At 39.4% G+C, this 14,791-nt stretch carries 17 protein-coding genes; 8 read left to right on the plus strand and 9 right to left on the minus strand.

Annotated features, from left to right (window positions below; translation table 11 throughout):
- The first annotated feature begins 9 nt into the window (after window positions 1-9).
- From PUND_RS06390 to PUND_RS06400, 3 genes are read left to right on the plus strand one after another with little or no spacing between them, the layout of a single operon-like run.
- Window positions 10-375 (plus strand): DUF3019 domain-containing protein, encoded by a 366-nt coding sequence (locus tag PUND_RS06390; RefSeq protein WP_010387982.1) that lies wholly within the window; start codon window positions 10-12, stop codon window positions 373-375.
- A gap of 14 nt (window positions 376-389) precedes the next feature.
- Window positions 390-1,082 carry a response regulator gene (locus PUND_RS06395; protein ID WP_010387984.1) on the plus strand — a complete coding sequence of 231 codons (693 nt, stop codon included), beginning with the start codon at window positions 390-392 and terminating at the stop codon, window positions 1,080-1,082.
- 26 nt (window positions 1,083-1,108) lie between these two features.
- Window positions 1,109-2,344, plus strand: coding sequence for an ATP-binding protein (locus PUND_RS06400; protein ID WP_010387986.1), 1,236 nt, complete (start codon window positions 1,109-1,111; stop codon window positions 2,342-2,344).
- A gap of 107 nt (window positions 2,345-2,451) precedes the next feature.
- On the opposite strand, the gene PUND_RS06405 is transcribed toward PUND_RS06400, so the two are convergent.
- A complete protein-coding gene (locus tag PUND_RS06405; protein WP_010387988.1) occupies window positions 2,452-2,673 on the minus strand; it encodes a DUF3820 family protein in 222 nt (73 codons plus the stop codon).
- A gap of 285 nt (window positions 2,674-2,958) precedes the next feature.
- Window positions 2,959-4,530 (minus strand): cation:proton antiporter family protein, encoded by a 1,572-nt coding sequence (locus tag PUND_RS06410; protein WP_010387989.1) that lies wholly within the window; start codon window positions 4,528-4,530, stop codon window positions 2,959-2,961.
- A 310-nt stretch (window positions 4,531-4,840) separates the two neighbouring features.
- Between PUND_RS06410 and PUND_RS06415 the strand changes: the two genes are divergently transcribed.
- The gene (locus PUND_RS06415) at window positions 4,841-5,584 is read left to right on the plus strand and encodes a sporulation protein (RefSeq protein ID WP_010387990.1); all 744 of its coding nucleotides are present in this window, start codon (window positions 4,841-4,843) and stop codon (window positions 5,582-5,584) included.
- 51 nt (window positions 5,585-5,635) lie between these two features.
- Window positions 5,636-6,079, plus strand: coding sequence for a GNAT family N-acetyltransferase (locus PUND_RS06420; RefSeq protein WP_010387991.1), 444 nt, complete (start codon window positions 5,636-5,638; stop codon window positions 6,077-6,079).
- Window positions 6,080-6,128: 49 nt separating this feature from the next.
- Here the strand turns inward: PUND_RS06420 and PUND_RS06425 are convergent, their stop codons facing one another.
- The 6 genes from PUND_RS06425 to PUND_RS06450 form a co-directional block, all read right to left on the minus strand.
- Window positions 6,129-7,484, minus strand: coding sequence for a sodium-dependent transporter (locus PUND_RS06425; RefSeq protein WP_010387992.1), 1,356 nt, complete (start codon window positions 7,482-7,484; stop codon window positions 6,129-6,131).
- Window positions 7,485-7,681: 197 nt separating this feature from the next.
- On the minus strand, window positions 7,682-8,971 hold the full coding sequence (locus tag PUND_RS06430; protein WP_010387993.1) for a sensor histidine kinase: 1,290 nt from the start codon (window positions 8,969-8,971) through the stop codon (window positions 7,682-7,684).
- A gap of 86 nt (window positions 8,972-9,057) precedes the next feature.
- Complete coding sequence (locus PUND_RS06435) at window positions 9,058-9,762, minus strand: response regulator (protein ID WP_010387994.1); 705 nt, start codon at window positions 9,760-9,762, stop codon at window positions 9,058-9,060.
- Between the two features lie 41 nt (window positions 9,763-9,803).
- Window positions 9,804-10,190, minus strand: coding sequence for a DUF3019 domain-containing protein (locus PUND_RS06440; RefSeq protein WP_010387996.1), 387 nt, complete (start codon window positions 10,188-10,190; stop codon window positions 9,804-9,806).
- Window positions 10,180-11,037 carry a MipA/OmpV family protein gene (locus PUND_RS06445; RefSeq protein WP_010387997.1) on the minus strand — a complete coding sequence of 286 codons (858 nt, stop codon included), beginning with the start codon at window positions 11,035-11,037 and terminating at the stop codon, window positions 10,180-10,182. The genes PUND_RS06440 and PUND_RS06445 overlap by 11 nt, the downstream gene beginning before the upstream one ends.
- Window positions 11,038-11,130: 93 nt before the next feature.
- On the minus strand, window positions 11,131-11,940 hold the full coding sequence (locus PUND_RS06450) for a hypothetical protein (RefSeq protein ID WP_010387998.1): 810 nt from the start codon (window positions 11,938-11,940) through the stop codon (window positions 11,131-11,133).
- A gap of 115 nt (window positions 11,941-12,055) precedes the next feature.
- Between PUND_RS06450 and PUND_RS06455 the strand changes: the two genes are divergently transcribed.
- Together PUND_RS06455 and PUND_RS06460 are read left to right on the plus strand one after the other, a co-directional pair.
- Window positions 12,056-13,210, plus strand: a complete 1,155-nt coding sequence (locus PUND_RS06455; RefSeq protein ID WP_010387999.1) for a serine hydrolase domain-containing protein — start codon at window positions 12,056-12,058, stop codon at window positions 13,208-13,210.
- Window positions 13,207-13,698 (plus strand): SixA phosphatase family protein, encoded by a 492-nt coding sequence (locus PUND_RS06460; protein ID WP_010388000.1) that lies wholly within the window; start codon window positions 13,207-13,209, stop codon window positions 13,696-13,698. The genes PUND_RS06455 and PUND_RS06460 overlap by 4 nt, the downstream gene beginning before the upstream one ends.
- Window positions 13,699-13,755: 57 nt before the next feature.
- On the opposite strand, the gene yhbY is transcribed toward PUND_RS06460, so the two are convergent.
- Window positions 13,756-14,052 carry a ribosome assembly RNA-binding protein YhbY gene (gene yhbY / locus PUND_RS06465; protein WP_008112687.1) on the minus strand — a complete coding sequence of 99 codons (297 nt, stop codon included), beginning with the start codon at window positions 14,050-14,052 and terminating at the stop codon, window positions 13,756-13,758.
- 88 nt (window positions 14,053-14,140) lie between these two features.
- On the opposite strand from yhbY, the gene rlmE reads away from it, so the two are divergent.
- A complete protein-coding gene (gene rlmE / locus PUND_RS06470) occupies window positions 14,141-14,770 on the plus strand; it encodes a 23S rRNA (uridine(2552)-2'-O)-methyltransferase RlmE (protein ID WP_010388002.1) in 630 nt (209 codons plus the stop codon).
- The last annotated feature ends 21 nt before the right edge of the window (window positions 14,771-14,791 follow it).

The following is a 14,791-nucleotide window of genomic DNA, read 5'->3' on the forward strand; positions in this document are numbered from 1 at the left end:
AAGTGTTTTATGTTGGTTGTGTTTGCAGCTTCATTTTTTAGCAACCTAAGTGTTGCAAAAGCCTCTTCACTTAACGTATCACCCAAAGTCTGTGTGGTTTCCGAACAACAAGAATTTTGTGATCTTGAGTTAAAATTTAAGTGGCAACTGTCTGAGCCAAGTGATGTGTGTTTATACCAGCAAGATACCCAATTGCAATGTTGGCAAGGGGTAAAAAAAGGGCAATTTAGTTATAAAGCGCGTGTTCAGGTGGAGACCATATACTCCCTGATTAATCCCCTTACAGGTGTGTCATTAGCGAGTGTGCAAGTAGAAGTGCAAACTGCATACGCTAAGAAAAAACATCGGCTACGCTCACCTTGGAGCTTTTTTTAATTTAGGAGCAGTAAATGCCAAAGATATTACTTGTTGAAGATGACTTAGGGTTGCAACAATTAACCAAAGACTATCTTGAGCATAATGGCTTAGAAGTTGACGTATTAGAACGCGGTGACGAAGTGTTTCCTTATCTGAGTGAAAACCATGTTGATTTAATCATTCTAGATGTGATGCTGCCAGGAAAAGATGGCTTTAGTGTGTGCCGTCAAGTGCGCGACAAATACACCTTACCTATTTTAATGCTTACTGCAAAGGGCGAAGATTTTGACCAAGTTATCGGCTTAGAACTCGGTGCTGACGATTACGTTATTAAACCTGCAGAGCCGCGCGTACTATTGGCGCGAATTAGTGCATTATTACGCCGTGGACAGCCTAGCGTAAAAGCCATAGAAGAGCTTAAGTTTGGTGACTTATCAATAGATAAAACTAGCCGTATTGTAAAGCTAAGTGGTGTTGAAATCGTATTAACCTCACATGAGTTTGAATTGCTGTGGTTATTAGCTTCAAATGCAGGAGAAGTGCTCAGCCGAGAACATGTGCACCAACATATGATTGGACGTGAGTACGATGGGCTAGATCGAACCGTTGATGTACGTGTGTCTCGAATTCGTAAGAAGCTTGGTGATAACAGTGATAAACCATACCGTATTAAGACAGTGTGGGGACAAGGCTATTTATTTGTATCAGATGCGTGGGACATGTAATTAATGCAAGGTATTAGGCTAGGTTAATGGGAAAGCTATTTATTAGCCTTTACGTGTATATTATTGCTTCTTTGTTTATTGCCAGTGGTGTTATAGAGCAGCTTTGGCCGTATGATGAATCTGAGCAACATGTTTTGTTAGATAATGAATTTGGGCAGTCGTTATGGCTGCTTTCTCAAACGCCAGATGGTCTTGAGCAGCTAAAGCATAATTTTGATAGCCAAGTTATCGCCCAACAAGATTTGGTTCTCCCTCCTGAGCAGCAAACACAATTAGCTCAAAATAATTACCTTTACTTGTACGATAAGCAGCAACGTATTGTTTGGTATGTCACTTTAAATAACTCTCAGTTATTACAAATAGGTCCTGTAGGTGTTAAAGCTAAAAACACCGGGACCGTGATACCTTATTTATTAGTTTTATTTATTATTAGCTTACCGATAGGGTTATGGAGCTTATTGTTATGGCGAGACTTTGCCAAGCTCAGTCAAGCCTGTGAAGCGGTCGGTGGGGCGCAAGATTTTCAATTAAGCGACAGCTCTAAATCATTCTTTTTACCCATCACTGATACATTAAAAGTAATGCAGCAACGGATAGAGTTTTTACTGAGTGCTCAACAAGAACTAACCTCATCAGTGTCACATGAGTTCAGAACACCATTAGCCCGTTTGAAGTTTGCAATCGCAATGTTAGAGAGTAAAGTTCAAGATGGCAAAGCACAGCACTATTTATCTGATATGCAAATGGATATTCATGAGCTGGAATCCTTGGTATCAGAAATGTTGGAATACGCTCGTTTAGATACACAGCAACCAAGCTTGCAATTGGTTCCCTGTGATATCGTCGCATTAATTAAAGCTAATATCGAAAAAGTAACTTTTGATACACCTATTAAATTAACCACAACGTTGCCGAGTCAATTTATAAACGTATGTGATAGTCATTTCATGTCGCGAGTGCTACAAAATTTAATTAGTAATGCACTGAAACATGCTACGCAAACTGTGCATATTAGTTTAACTGCCAACGCCGAAAAGTTATTTCTGGTGATTGAAGATGATGGCCCAGGTATTGCGGATGCTGAACGTGAGAAAGTGTTTAAACCTTTCACCCGTTTAGATAAAAGCCGTGATAAAAAAACCGGTGGGTTTGGATTAGGGCTAGCAATTGTAAATAAAATTATTAGCTGGCATAAAGGGCAGTGTAAGATTGAAGACTCACCATTGGGTGGGGTTAAGTTTATTATCACCCTCGACAACTAAATCCCAAACAATAAAAAAGCGCCATAAAGGCGCTTTTTTGCGGTTTAAAACCAAAAAATCAACAAGTAGCATATAGATAGACAGACCATTTATAGAAAAGTTCTATTTTATTTACTATTTTTTTCTAGTAATGGCATCAGCATTTGCTCTAAGCCATTAAGCTTCACTTCGTACATCATTGCGAGCTGAGAGCCAAGCTTGCTATCAGGAAAGCCTTGTTGTTTAAACCACACTAAATATGGCTCAGGCAGCAAAAGTAAAGGGCGTCCCGCATACTTGCCAAATGGCATAATGGTGTTAATCGCTACTTTTAGTTGTTGAGGATCCATTACTGACATCTTTTATAAATAATAGGGATAAGTGTAAGGGATTTTGAGGAAATAAAATAGGCTGTAACGGGCAAGTAACAGCCTATTGATAGAGGGAGTAGGCCCTCTAATTTGAGAATCTTATTGGTCACTTAAAAGCAAGGGGTCCGTTATTTGTCTTTTATAAAACACAAACTTAGGTATTAGCTTTATTCAACCAACACAGACATTTTACCTGATTTTTTCACCAATAAAATACTCAGATGTAAAGGAATGTAAATGCAATCTATTTGCATCTAAGCCCGATTACGGAAACAAGGTTTGCTTTACATGCTCCGCAAAACCGCTACCAGCCTCTAAATAAAAGTTATAAGTAGAATCTATTCCCATATCTTCTAATTCTTTTTGCTGATCGGGGTAGTTAGCAATCGCAGTTACTTGCCCTTTATAGCCTGATGCTTGTAATTGCTCTAAAGCAAAAATATTTTGCATATGCTTAGGCATAGTTAACATGACCATTTCCACATGAGAGTGATTAACGCGCTGCCAAAAATCAGGGTCGGTGGCATCGGCAATTAATACTCTGCGTCCCCGTTTAATATGTTTATCGACCACCTCAGGTTTAATATCAATACCTGCAACTACATCAGGGTGAGTTGCGTTTATTGTTTCATAGGCACCAGTGCCAATTCTACCCATACCAAAGATCACTATTTTCGTATCATTTAAGTTTACAGGAAGCTCTTCTGCTAAGCGGGTCTTGCTTTCAAACTTCAATAAGAGGCGTTCAATTTTAACGTACAGCTCGTTAGAGCGTTTATTTAAAGGGGAAGCAATCACAAATGTAATTGATACGGCAATCGCGATAACCGCGAGCCATTCAGAGGTAACCATGCCGCTAGATGCAGCAACGGCACAAACAATTAAGCCAAACTCACTAAAGTTAGCCAAACTAAATGCGGTGAGCAAAGAGGTACGAGCTCGCAGTTTAAATAAATTAGTTAGTATGTAGTAAAGCAGCGTTTTAACAGGAATAACCAATACTAAAATTAAAGCAACGACTAAAGAGTGGGCAGTAAGCTCTGCGCTTAAACCAATACTTAAGAAAAAGCCAACAAGTAATATATCTTTAAGGCTAAGCAGCGATTTAGACAGCTCACCTGCTTTTTTGTGAGGGGCGAACATCATGCCAATGATCAATGCGCCTAAATCGCCTTTTAATCCTGCGAATTCAAAGGCATTGTACCCAGCTACTAATGCAAAGAAAAAGCCAAATAACGGCAGTAACTCACCGTGTTTAGAGCGGTTTAAAACCCAGTACATAATTGGGCGAAACAAAGGTAGTGCAACAATTAACCCTAAGGCCCAAATGTTCGGTACTTTACCTGTACTGACCGCTAAGAATATGACTGCAAATATATCTTGCATAACCAAAATACCAATGGCTATTTTACCGTGCAAACTTGCCATTTCACCGCGTTCTTCAAGTACTTTTACAGCAAATACCGTACTCGAAAAGCTTAAAGCAAAGCCGACTAACAATGCACTTTGCCAGCTTAAATCGACAAATAATGGCAGTGCGAATACACCAAGCAGCAACATGAAGCCACTAAACAATGCGCTACTTAAAATAATATGTATGGTGGCAGGAGCCCACACTTGTGGTTTTATAAGGTTAGCAATTTTTAGTTTGAGGCCAATACTAAAAAGTAGCAGTGTGACCCCTAAAGAGGCAATCGTTTCGAGTAGCTCCGTGCTTTTGTAACCCGCTAAATTAAGAATAAATCCGGCCATAAGAAAGCCGATAAGCGGCGGTAACTTTAGCTGATATATACCAAAACCGCAGACGAAGGCGGTAGCAAAATAAATTAGTTCCATAGTTATTAGTATCACTGCACTTGGCATTGTAGTGTAGCGAAAAACAATGCTTATTGACAATTTATCTACTTATTTCCTACTGCTAATTGGCTGATAGTGAGTATTTATCAGCTGATTGCTAAAACACCTTTATGTATGCATAAAGGCGGCTGTAAAGTACAAAAAACACACATAAATGGCTAGTTTTATGGTAAACAGCATGTAAATAGCAGTTTTTCGCTGACAAGCGCTTTTAAATGTGGTTAAGATGCCATAACGAAGGAGTTTAAGTGTAAGCAAACAAGTGTATTGCTTAGCTTAAGGAGAAAATATGTTTAAAAAGATTTTAGCATCGGTAGGCATTGGTGCCGCCAAGGTGGATACTATTTTAGAAACCGAGCATCTTCAGCCTGGCCAACTATTCAATGCACAAATAGTTATTAGTGCAGGTGATGTAAGTCAAGAAATTGCGGGTTTAGATTTAATGTTAGTTACTCGGGTTAAAGTAGCCAGTGAAGACGGTGATTACTTTACTAATCATGTTATTGATCAATGGCGCATAACTGACATTGGTACTGTTGAGCCTGGTGAAGTTAAAACTATCCCGTTTGAAGCCCGTTTGCATTCAGAAACACCAATTACTGAAATTAATGCCGGTTATAACCAGTCTTATGTGTGGTTAGAAACAGGGCTTGATATTGACCTTGCGCTTGATCCAACAGATAAAGACCATTTGCACATCTATCCGAATGAAGCAGTTAAAACCTGTATGCAAGCAATGGAGAAGCTAGGATTTAATTTAGTTAAAGCAGATGTAGAGCAAGGCCATTTACGTGCTTCTACTTTTCAATCTGTGTCTGGGTGTTATCAAGAGCTTGAATATCAACCAAATAGTCGCAGCTTATTTGGTATAAAGGAAATTGAACTGTCGTTTATTCCTGAAGCGCATAAAACGCATGTACTGATTGAGTTAGACAGAGCATTTAGAAGTGACGGTTATGTCGATTTAACTATCGAGCATGATCATGTTAACTTATCTCAGTTATGTGATCAGTTAGAGCGATTATTTGCTTAATAAGATTATGGGGCCTTTTAGTAAGGCCCTGTAATAATAAAAGGTGTTTAAATGGCGTTTAAATGTGAGCCATTCTCTGCGCTCGACTCCCAAACCCTGTTTGCAATAATGCGTGAACGTGTTGACGTATTTGTTGTAGAACAAGCGTGTCCTTACCCCGAACTTGATGATGTGGATATTGCAGATGCTACTCGCCACTTGTATTCACTCAATAGGCAAACAGTAAATGCCTATGCTCGTTGTTATGAAAAAGATGCACATTATAGTGCGATAGGGCGTGTTTTAGTTGCTCAATCACAGCGTAGCTCTGGTTTAGGCAAAGAATTAGTTAGCCAGGCTATTGCCTGTTGTAGAACTCATTGGCCTACTCGTGATATTTATATAGGCGCACAAACCTACTTACTAAATTTTTATCGCTCATTTGGTTTTGAGTGTGTTGGGGAGGAGTACTTAGAAGATGGCATACCCCATCAAGATATGATTTTAAAGCAGTAGATAATTCTTAATAAATAAAGGCCCACATTAGTGGGCCTTTTTTGTTTTATTAGCTAAGTAAAGAATGTAAAAATACTAAGCTAATGGCGATAGGGCATACAAACTTAGTATACCAAGGCCATATTTTCCAAAATAAGGTGTTATGTACTTCAGGGTTACCTTGCTGGATTGCTTTGAGCAGTGATGACCTATACCAGATCCACCCTACAAAAATACAACACATAAGTCCTAATAAAGGTTGCGCGACTTTAGTTGTTAAGGTGATCACTAAACCAAATAACGTGCCTAAGTTGCACACTATGGTAATACTAACTATGGCAATTAAAGCACCTATTAACCATGTTGCTTGCACACGCTTCATTGCAAAGCGCTCTACAGTGTACGATACCGGCGCTTCAAGCATTGAAATTGACGAGGTTAGAGCGGCAATACTCATTAATGCAAAAAAAGCAAAGCCAACAAATAAACCCACACCACCCATGCCATCAAATAAGGCGGGTAAAACCTGAAATACTAAGGTGTCTTCTGAAAGTAGTTTACCTGTTGTTGACGAGAATATTTCAACACCTTGGGCTTGTGCAACATACATCGCGGGGATAATCAGTAAGCCTGCTACAAATGCGATGAATACATCAATAAGCGTAACATAAGCCCCCAAAGAGACGAGGTTTTCTTTTTTACTGATATATGAGCCATAGATAATCATTACACTGGTGCCCAGTGACAATGAAAAGAAGGCCTGTCCTAGTGCACTGACTAATAAGGTGGGATCAAAAATAGAAGAAAAGTCAGGGACTAGGTAAGCTTTTAATCCCTCAACAGCGCCTTCTTGAGTCATTACATAGGCAATTAAGGCAAACAAAATACCGAGCAAAGCAGGCATTAAACGTTTTGACCATTTTTCAATACCATTTTCAACACCGCGGCTGATAATAGCAACGGTTAAAATAATAAATACCACAGTAAAAAGAATGTTACGTGTAAGTGACTGTTCACTTAACCACGAAGATGCCGCATCTGCGCCTATGAGAGTAGTAACCGGCTCTAAAGTTGCACTTAACATCCAACCAGCAACAATCGCATAAAAGCTTAGTATAAAGCCAGCACATAAAATCCCGCCAAAGCCAACAGCAAAGGCAAACTGCTTTTGCCAAGGTTTAGTGGTTAATTTAGTTAGTGAAGAAACCGCATTAGCTTGTCCATGACGACCTATCATCAGCTCTGCCATTAAAGCAGGATAGGCTAAAAAGAAGGCCAGTACTAAGTACGCGACTAAAAAGGCAGCCCCGCCATTACTTGCTGTTTGTGTCGGGAAACCCCAAATATTACCAAGCCCAACAGCAGATCCTGCCGCAGCCATTATAAAACCAAAGCGGGAGCTAAACTCACCTCTTACTGCACTCATATTATTTTGCTTCTCTATTTTTTCGACGCCGTGACAATCTACTGGAATTGTAAAAAAATAAAAAGTGCTTATTTGACTTAGTCGCACAATTATTGCGTTTTATTTTCAGATATAAATAACACGTGCATTTTTTGATTATAAATAGCACGATTTCTTTAATTATATTGCGTTAGTTAGAGCGGATGATACTTGTTTGATTAATATCTAAACCGCGCAATCGTAAGTGTAAAGCAGGCCCCACCAAGGTGCTCACTTTTACTCACTTCTATTGAGCCATGATGCCAATCGGCTACTTTGGCAACGATAGCCAATCCTAACCCGTAACTGTTGTCACTGCGATTACGGTGGCTGCGTTCACGGAAGAACGGGCTAAATACTTTTTGATTGTTTTCTTGAGCTATACCTGGGCCATCATCGGCAATGCTGATGACTAGAGTGTGCTCTTGTAGCGAGGCGGTTACTTTAATGTGATGATGTGCAAAATCGCAGGCATTATTAATTAAGTTAGCGATCGCTCTTGCTAGCCAATGTAAGTCAGCAAAAATAGTATGATCATCACATTCTAAAGAAATATTAAGCGAACGTGCGGTTATTCTTGGTTCAAGCTGCAGCACAATATCACTTAGATATTGTTTAAGGTTTGCTGATGAGTAAGTAAGTTTATTGGCATTTTGTTCCAAAGTAGCAAATGCTAAGTAGCTTTTTAACATTGACTCCATATGATCCAAATCGGTTTCCATACGGGTTAGGTAATGCTTTATTTTGCTCTCATCATGGCTATCAAGTGCAGCGTCAACACCAAAGCGTAAGCATGCTATTGGGGTTCTTATATCATGGGATAGGCTTGAGGCCATCAGTTTATTTTCAGCAACTAACTTTTCAATTTGGCTTGCCATGCGGTTAAAGGTCAGTTCCACATCTTTAATATAGGTAAAGCGAGAGGGCTTAATTCGGGCTTTAACATTACCGGATGCGAACTGTTTTGCCGCATCATTTAATACTGTAAGACGTTTTGCTAAAGGGGTAATAATAAAACCCATAAAAACACATAAGCCAGTATAAAATAACAAAGTTAAAATTATGTCGTTTCGCTGTGTGCTCTCGTAAGGCTTATCTAAACGCATGGTTAAATGGTAAGGGCTTAATGCATCATTAGTGTAGAGCATGTAAAAGCCTTGCTCGTCCTCAAGTATTAACCCGCCTTGAGTTTGCATTTTATCTAATAGGGCGAATGGTAATGCGAGCGACTGATTTAATTTGTAGTTAAGAGTCAGGTTAAAATCTTTGGCTAATTTAGTTACCTGTTCTGGTCGTGCCTGTGGCTTTATAGCTGTGAGCTGTTTACTTAACCCGACAATAATCTGGCTTTGTACGCTAAACTCATCCAAAGGTGCATGTGCTTGTTGGCTAAATGCATCAATAAGCCAACCTAAAACAATAATTGAAAGCAGCGCACTGCCTAGTAGTGAAATATAAAACTTTTTCATTGATGCTATTCCATAATAGGCTGGGTGTATTGAAGTGACTTTTATTATTGTCGCGCTTATTATTTTAAGCGCTCAGGCATTAAAACTTACCACGCTGTAGTCACAAACAAATAACCACGCCCCCAAATAGTTTTTATTTTTTCTGGTTTTTGCGGATCATCATTAAACTTTTTACGCAAAGCAGAAATAAGCACATCAACGCTTCTATCTAGACCGTCATACTCCCTGCCTTTGGTTGCTTTAAACACCGCATCACGTGATACAACTTGTCCAGCGTTGCTGGCTAAGTAATGTAGTAATAAATACTCTGCGCTTGAAATATTCACATCTTGCTGGTTGAGTGTAACGTTACGAGATTCGGTATTAATACTTAATTGACCAATATTGATCATGCTCTCTTGAGCATCAGTTTTAGGTATGTCGCTGCTGTAGCGTAAAGCCGACTTAATACGAGCAAGCAGTGCGCGAGGGCGAACAGGTTTTATAATATAATCTGTGGCACCGACTTCAAGCCCAATGACCTCATCCATTTCTTCATCTCGTGCGGTGAGCATAATTATAGGGGCTTGATAAAAGCTACGTAACTCACGGCATACACTGATACCATCAAGTCCTGGTAACATAATATCGAGTAAAATAAGTTGTGGGTTTAAATGCTTTACTTGGCTTATAACTTCATCACCGCGATGACATACATGCACAATATAACCTTGCTCAGTTAAATACTCAGTTACCCATTGTGCAAGAGAGATATCATCTTCAACCAGTAAAATAGTACCGTAATTATCCATAAGCTTTCTTCGTATACCTGAATGATGTTTATAGTGTGTGGCTAAAATAACCGCCAACGCCGCTTTTTTTGTCTATTTTGATACACCCATTGTAGTTTAACTTCGCTTACAGCAATCACTTGTGACGTATTACTATCAAACAGCTCAAATGAAATGCTCTGGGTTGAATCAAAGGCGTAATTAAGTGAGCCTTGTCGCTGTTTAAGCCAGCACTGCATAATGTATTTTGAGGTTGCATCGCGTAAACAATAATTTCCTACCTCTGGTTGCTGCCATGATAAGACAACATCGGCATAACATTGACGCCCTTCACGTAAGGCTACACAGGTATCGGGAACAGCAGTAAGTTCACTGGGGGGTTGTGTAGTGGCTGCAAGCAAAGAGCCCGAATATGTAAACAACAAACAGTAAAAAAATCTAAAGTACATAACGCAGGCCTACCTTGGCTTTGTGTTGATATCCTTGGGAAATAATTGGGCTGTCTTCAATTTCTTTTGAAAACCATGTAGTTAGCCAGCCTGCTAAAAATACCCAATCTTGATTGATGGGATATTCAGCATGAAATTCAAACATAATACTGGTACTGGCATCGGTACTATAAATAGGGCGTGCTGCGTTTGCTTCATCGCTATCAATACCAAAGTAATAGTTTGTAAAATCAGCAGAGTAGGCACTTAAGCCAATACCGGAGCGAAACTCCCAATTGCGCCAAGGTTGAATATGGCTGAAAAACACATTGGCAACCCAACCATTATGAGCACCGCTTATATCATGTAAATATTCAAATGAAATTTGTGAGTTTTCAAATCGACGTGTTAATCGAAGGCCGGTGTCAAAATCATAGTTACGCTTTTTTATACCACGCAGTGGATCAATTATTCCGTCGTTATAAAAGCCTAAACCTTGTTCATCAAAACCTGCTTGAATGTTGGTGCCTAATAAATCAAGACCCCAATCATATTTGTTAATTAAGCTATAGCCTAAAACAAGTCCACCGCTGAGCTGATTATGGTCAAAATCTAGATAAAAATTATCGTAAGAAACTGCAATACTCAAATCTAGTTCTGCACCAACATCATAGGAGTTCATGCCAACTAAATAAGAGTCTTCAATATAATAGCCTGCGCCAGCGCTCCAATCCCAGGCAAACCCAGTGGTGGGTTCCAAAGTGTTATCGGCATAGTAACGATTACTGGCGCTGCTTTGGGCACTAAAAATAGCGGCAACTAATAAGGCCGCACAACCAAAAGACTGTTTAAGAGAAGTATACGTCATCCTTGGAACCTTAATTAGAGTTTGCTAAAAAGGGTAGTATATTGTCAAACTCTTAGCTAAATCTGTAAAAAAATGTAGCGGTCGTCCTAACAACTACTGAACTTTAATTTTATCAATAAGAATACTGCTTAAGTAAAATTGCATCATAGGTGTGAGAGCACTTATTTCGGTGCGTGTGCATGGCCCATTTAATTTAGTTAAACGACTCAGTTTTGTAATGGTTTTATAAGCAGGGGCCGTTACTTCATTATTAAGCTCAGCTCGTTTAAGGCGAGCCTGTTCAGTGTTGTGCTTGTGTATAAATGCAACAACTTCTAGCTCATTAGTGATCTTCTTTTCTTCGCTGAAGCTATAAACTAAAGGTTCACGATGAAAGCTTGCACTGTCAATTGATGATTTAGCAAACCACACCACATCGCCCGATGCTTTGTGAGTAAGTCGCATGCTAACTTGGGCCAATATATTGGCGCATTGTTGCGACGGAAATTGCTGCGCTACTTTTGAAAACAGTGAATATGGCTTTTCTGGTTGTGCTAGGGTGTACTTGGCGTCATCTATAAATTCCAGATCAACTTGATGAATCGCTAACGTGTAATCGCTATTCTCGCTAGTGGTCACCTTAAGCTGTTTATCAATTAAGGCTTGGCTTATTTGAGAGACCAAAGTGTCGGTAACACTTGCACGGTCTACGATTACTCTAACAGTTTGATTTTTTTTCACGTTGTGGGCAGGTAATTGTACCGACTTCACTTTTGGTGAAGCATGCTCAGTTTCATATTTTAACTGATAAGTTTGGCTCTTAAGCATAGGCTTTGCAGGCATTGCTAAAGGCTCTGCGGGTTGTTTAACGACAGCACAACCTGACGCTGATATTATAAAAAGTGATACAACTAAAAAACGCATAAATATTTTACATCCACTCAAAAGCCATTAATCGGACATATTGTACGTTAGTCCGAGTAAAAGTTCATGATATTATAACGGTTGATTATGACTAAAAAAGAAAAATTAGCTAAGAATGAAGTATTTTAACACCTTACCCTTTTACTTTTTTGCCGTGCTCCTTATCGGGACGCATTTACAGGCGAGCGCAAGCACAGATCCTGATTGGGAAGCATTTGTTAAAAGTTATGGACGCTATACAGAAAAAAAACTAAAAATAAAAAAAATCCCAGGAGGGGCGCTATCTATTGTCAACTCACAAGCACGTGACTACATCCATACTATGGGCAATACAAAGGTGCGCGGTGGGCAAAAAATTAACCCGCACACTCGATTTCGTTTAGCCTCCGTATCGAAAACATTTGCAGGGTCGTTAGCGGCTAAACTCGCAAATGAACAGCGGCTCAACCTTTATTTACCTGTTAGTTATTATTTACCGGACTTTAAGCAAACTGACTATAAAGATGATTTAAAAGTTTTTCATATTTTAAGCCATTCTAGTGGGCTAGTTCCTAACGCTTACGATAATTTAATCGAATCGCGAATGGGTTATAAGGACATTGTTGAAAAACTATTGAATGTTAAACCCATTTGTGACCCTGGTGATTGCTATGGCTATCAAAATGTAATGTTTAGCTTAATAGACGACGTAATTTTAAAAAGTACCAACAAAACCTATATCCAGTGGCTTAATGAGGCGTTTTTTACTCCCCTAGAAATGAATGATGCTAGTTTGGGTTACGATGCCATGGTGCAGGATAATAACTATGCACACCCTCACGTGCGTGGCAAAAAACGTTGGTATAGCGCCCGCTTAAAAAAGAATTATTATAAAGTTGCACCCGCGGCAGGGGTAAACGCCAGTGCGTCAGATATGGCTATTTGGTTAAATGCGCAATTAGGGCAATATCCATCGGTATTATCCTTAGATGCATTGGCCACGCAAACACGCCCTTATACTCATACTAAAAAAGAACGCTACAGACGAGTATGGCGAGAGCACATGAACGAAGCCTACTATGGGCTAGGCTGGCGTGTGTATGACTATGATGATGAAACGCTTTATTATCACAGTGGTTGGGTGCAAGGCTACCGCAGTGACTTAGTGGTTTTTCCGCACTTAAATGTAGGCTTTAGTTTGATTTTAAATGCAGAAACTGGGCTCATTAATGAGCTTACTACTGAATTCATAGACCGTTTATTGGCATACAAACGAGGCAAAAAACAATGAGTGTATTGATAAAATCAGCATGGATAGCATTACTATTAATGCTATGCAATCCTGCTTTTGCTGAGCCTGAACAGCTTTATTTGTTTCGCCATAGTGAAAAACAAACAGGCAGTAATCCATTTTTAACAGAGCAAGGGCAAGCACGTGCTGAGCATTTGGTTTCGCTAGTTAAAACCCATCCACACATTACGTTATACAGTAGTAATTATAACCGCACATTAAGCACTGCAGCGCCTTTAGCTAGGTATTTTAATATTAAAGTTATTACTTATAATGCTGCCGATTTAACGACATTGAAAAATCAGTTGTTAGCACAAACTGGTGTTGTGGTGGTTATAGGGCATAGTAACACCACGCCGCAATTAGCTTCGTTATTGAGTAACCAAACTATTGAGAATATGGATGAGGGGCAGTACGGGCACTATTACTCACTTAGTAGGCTTGAGCATGGCAGCTATAAAGCAAACTTGCGAATAATGGATTTTTAATCCATTTATAAAAAAAACCAGCCGCGGCTGGTTTTTTTATAGCTTTACAACGGGCTATTAGCCGCGAGGTAACTGAATTTTTTTCTCTGGGCTTTGACGGTAAAGCACAATCGTATGACCGATTGTTTGTAATTTGGTGGCCCCTGTTTCGCGAACAATGGCATCAAAAATAAGCTTTTTTGTTTCACGATCGTCAGTTGGCACTTTCACTTTAATTAATTCGTGAATTTCTAGTGCGCTTTGGATTTCAACTACTACGCCTTCGGTTAAACCGTTAGAACCTAGTAAAACTACAGGCTTAAGGCTATGTGCCTGGCCTTTTAAAAACTGCTTTTGTTTGTTTGATAATGTCATGATATTACAAATTTTGCTGAATATGGCTTGAATTAAGGGTATTCTAACGCCATCTAGAGAATATTACTAATTAGTTGCGTGTTAATTTATGACAAATAAAAAACAGTCAGCCAGTTCACAGCGTTGGCTTAAAGAACATTTTGATGATAAATATGTTCAAGAAGCGCAAAAAAAAGGCTGGCGCTCTCGAGCTGTTTTCAAATTAGACGAAATTCAAAACAGAGATAAGTTATTGCGTCCAGCAATGACAGTAGTAGATTTAGGCGCAGCTCCAGGGAGTTGGTCACAATACTTAGCAGAAAAAGTAGGTGACAAAGGCCAAGTGGTTGCGTGTGATATTTTACCTATGGATTCATTAGCGGGTGTTGACTTTTTACAAGGAGACTTTCGTGAAGAAGCTGTACTTGATGCGCTGTTAAAACGCATTGATGGTAAAAATGTAGATGTGGTATTGTCTGATATGGCACCTAACATGAGTGGTAATAACTCGGTTGATCAGGCGGGTAGCATGTACTTGGTTGAGCTTGCACTTGATATGTGTCACCAAGTTTTAAAGAAAAATGGCGCGTTTATTGTTAAAGTATTCCAAGGTGAAGGCTTTGATCAGTATTTGCAAGATGTACGTAATAGTTTTAAAGCAGTGAAGATACGTAAACCGGATGCCTCGCGTCCCCGTTCTCGGGAAGTATATATAGTAGCGACTGGATACAAACTGTAGTACAGTTGCTTGGCGTTTAGT

Origin of the sequence: Pseudoalteromonas undina (assembly GCF_000238275.3) — a bacterium.
GTDB lineage: Bacteria > Pseudomonadota > Gammaproteobacteria > Enterobacterales > Alteromonadaceae > Pseudoalteromonas > Pseudoalteromonas undina.

Excerpts from the sequence above, each read along its gene's own strand:
- PUND_RS06420 (WP_010387991.1), top strand. The coding sequence starts at position 5,636 with ATGGCGTTTAAATGTGAGCCATTCTCTGCGCTCGACTCCCAAACCCTG.
- PUND_RS06405 (WP_010387988.1), bottom strand. The coding sequence starts at position 2,673 with ATGGATCCTCAACAACTAAAAGTAGCGATTAACACCATTATGCCATTT.
- PUND_RS06430 (WP_010387993.1), bottom strand. The coding sequence starts at position 8,971 with ATGAAAAAGTTTTATATTTCACTACTAGGCAGTGCGCTGCTTTCAATT.
- PUND_RS06425 (WP_010387992.1), bottom strand. The coding sequence starts at position 7,484 with ATGAGTGCAGTAAGAGGTGAGTTTAGCTCCCGCTTTGGTTTTATAATG.
- rlmE (WP_010388002.1), top strand. The coding sequence starts at position 14,141 with ATGACAAATAAAAAACAGTCAGCCAGTTCACAGCGTTGGCTTAAAGAA.
- PUND_RS06410 (WP_010387989.1), bottom strand. The coding sequence starts at position 4,530 with ATGGAACTAATTTATTTTGCTACCGCCTTCGTCTGCGGTTTTGGTATA.
- yhbY (WP_008112687.1), bottom strand. The coding sequence starts at position 14,052 with ATGACATTATCAAACAAACAAAAGCAGTTTTTAAAAGGCCAGGCACAT.
- PUND_RS06415 (WP_010387990.1), top strand. The coding sequence starts at position 4,841 with ATGTTTAAAAAGATTTTAGCATCGGTAGGCATTGGTGCCGCCAAGGTG.
- PUND_RS06435 (WP_010387994.1), bottom strand. The coding sequence starts at position 9,762 with ATGGATAATTACGGTACTATTTTACTGGTTGAAGATGATATCTCTCTT.
- PUND_RS06400 (WP_010387986.1), top strand. The coding sequence starts at position 1,109 with ATGGGAAAGCTATTTATTAGCCTTTACGTGTATATTATTGCTTCTTTG.
- PUND_RS06455 (WP_010387999.1), top strand. The coding sequence starts at position 12,056 with ATGAAGTATTTTAACACCTTACCCTTTTACTTTTTTGCCGTGCTCCTT.
- PUND_RS06390 (WP_010387982.1), top strand. The coding sequence starts at position 10 with ATGTTGGTTGTGTTTGCAGCTTCATTTTTTAGCAACCTAAGTGTTGCA.
- PUND_RS06445 (WP_010387997.1), bottom strand. The coding sequence starts at position 11,037 with ATGACGTATACTTCTCTTAAACAGTCTTTTGGTTGTGCGGCCTTATTA.
- PUND_RS06395 (WP_010387984.1), top strand. The coding sequence starts at position 390 with ATGCCAAAGATATTACTTGTTGAAGATGACTTAGGGTTGCAACAATTA.
- PUND_RS06460 (WP_010388000.1), top strand. The coding sequence starts at position 13,207 with ATGAGTGTATTGATAAAATCAGCATGGATAGCATTACTATTAATGCTA.
- PUND_RS06450 (WP_010387998.1), bottom strand. The coding sequence starts at position 11,940 with ATGCGTTTTTTAGTTGTATCACTTTTTATAATATCAGCGTCAGGTTGT.
- PUND_RS06440 (WP_010387996.1), bottom strand. The coding sequence starts at position 10,190 with ATGTACTTTAGATTTTTTTACTGTTTGTTGTTTACATATTCGGGCTCT.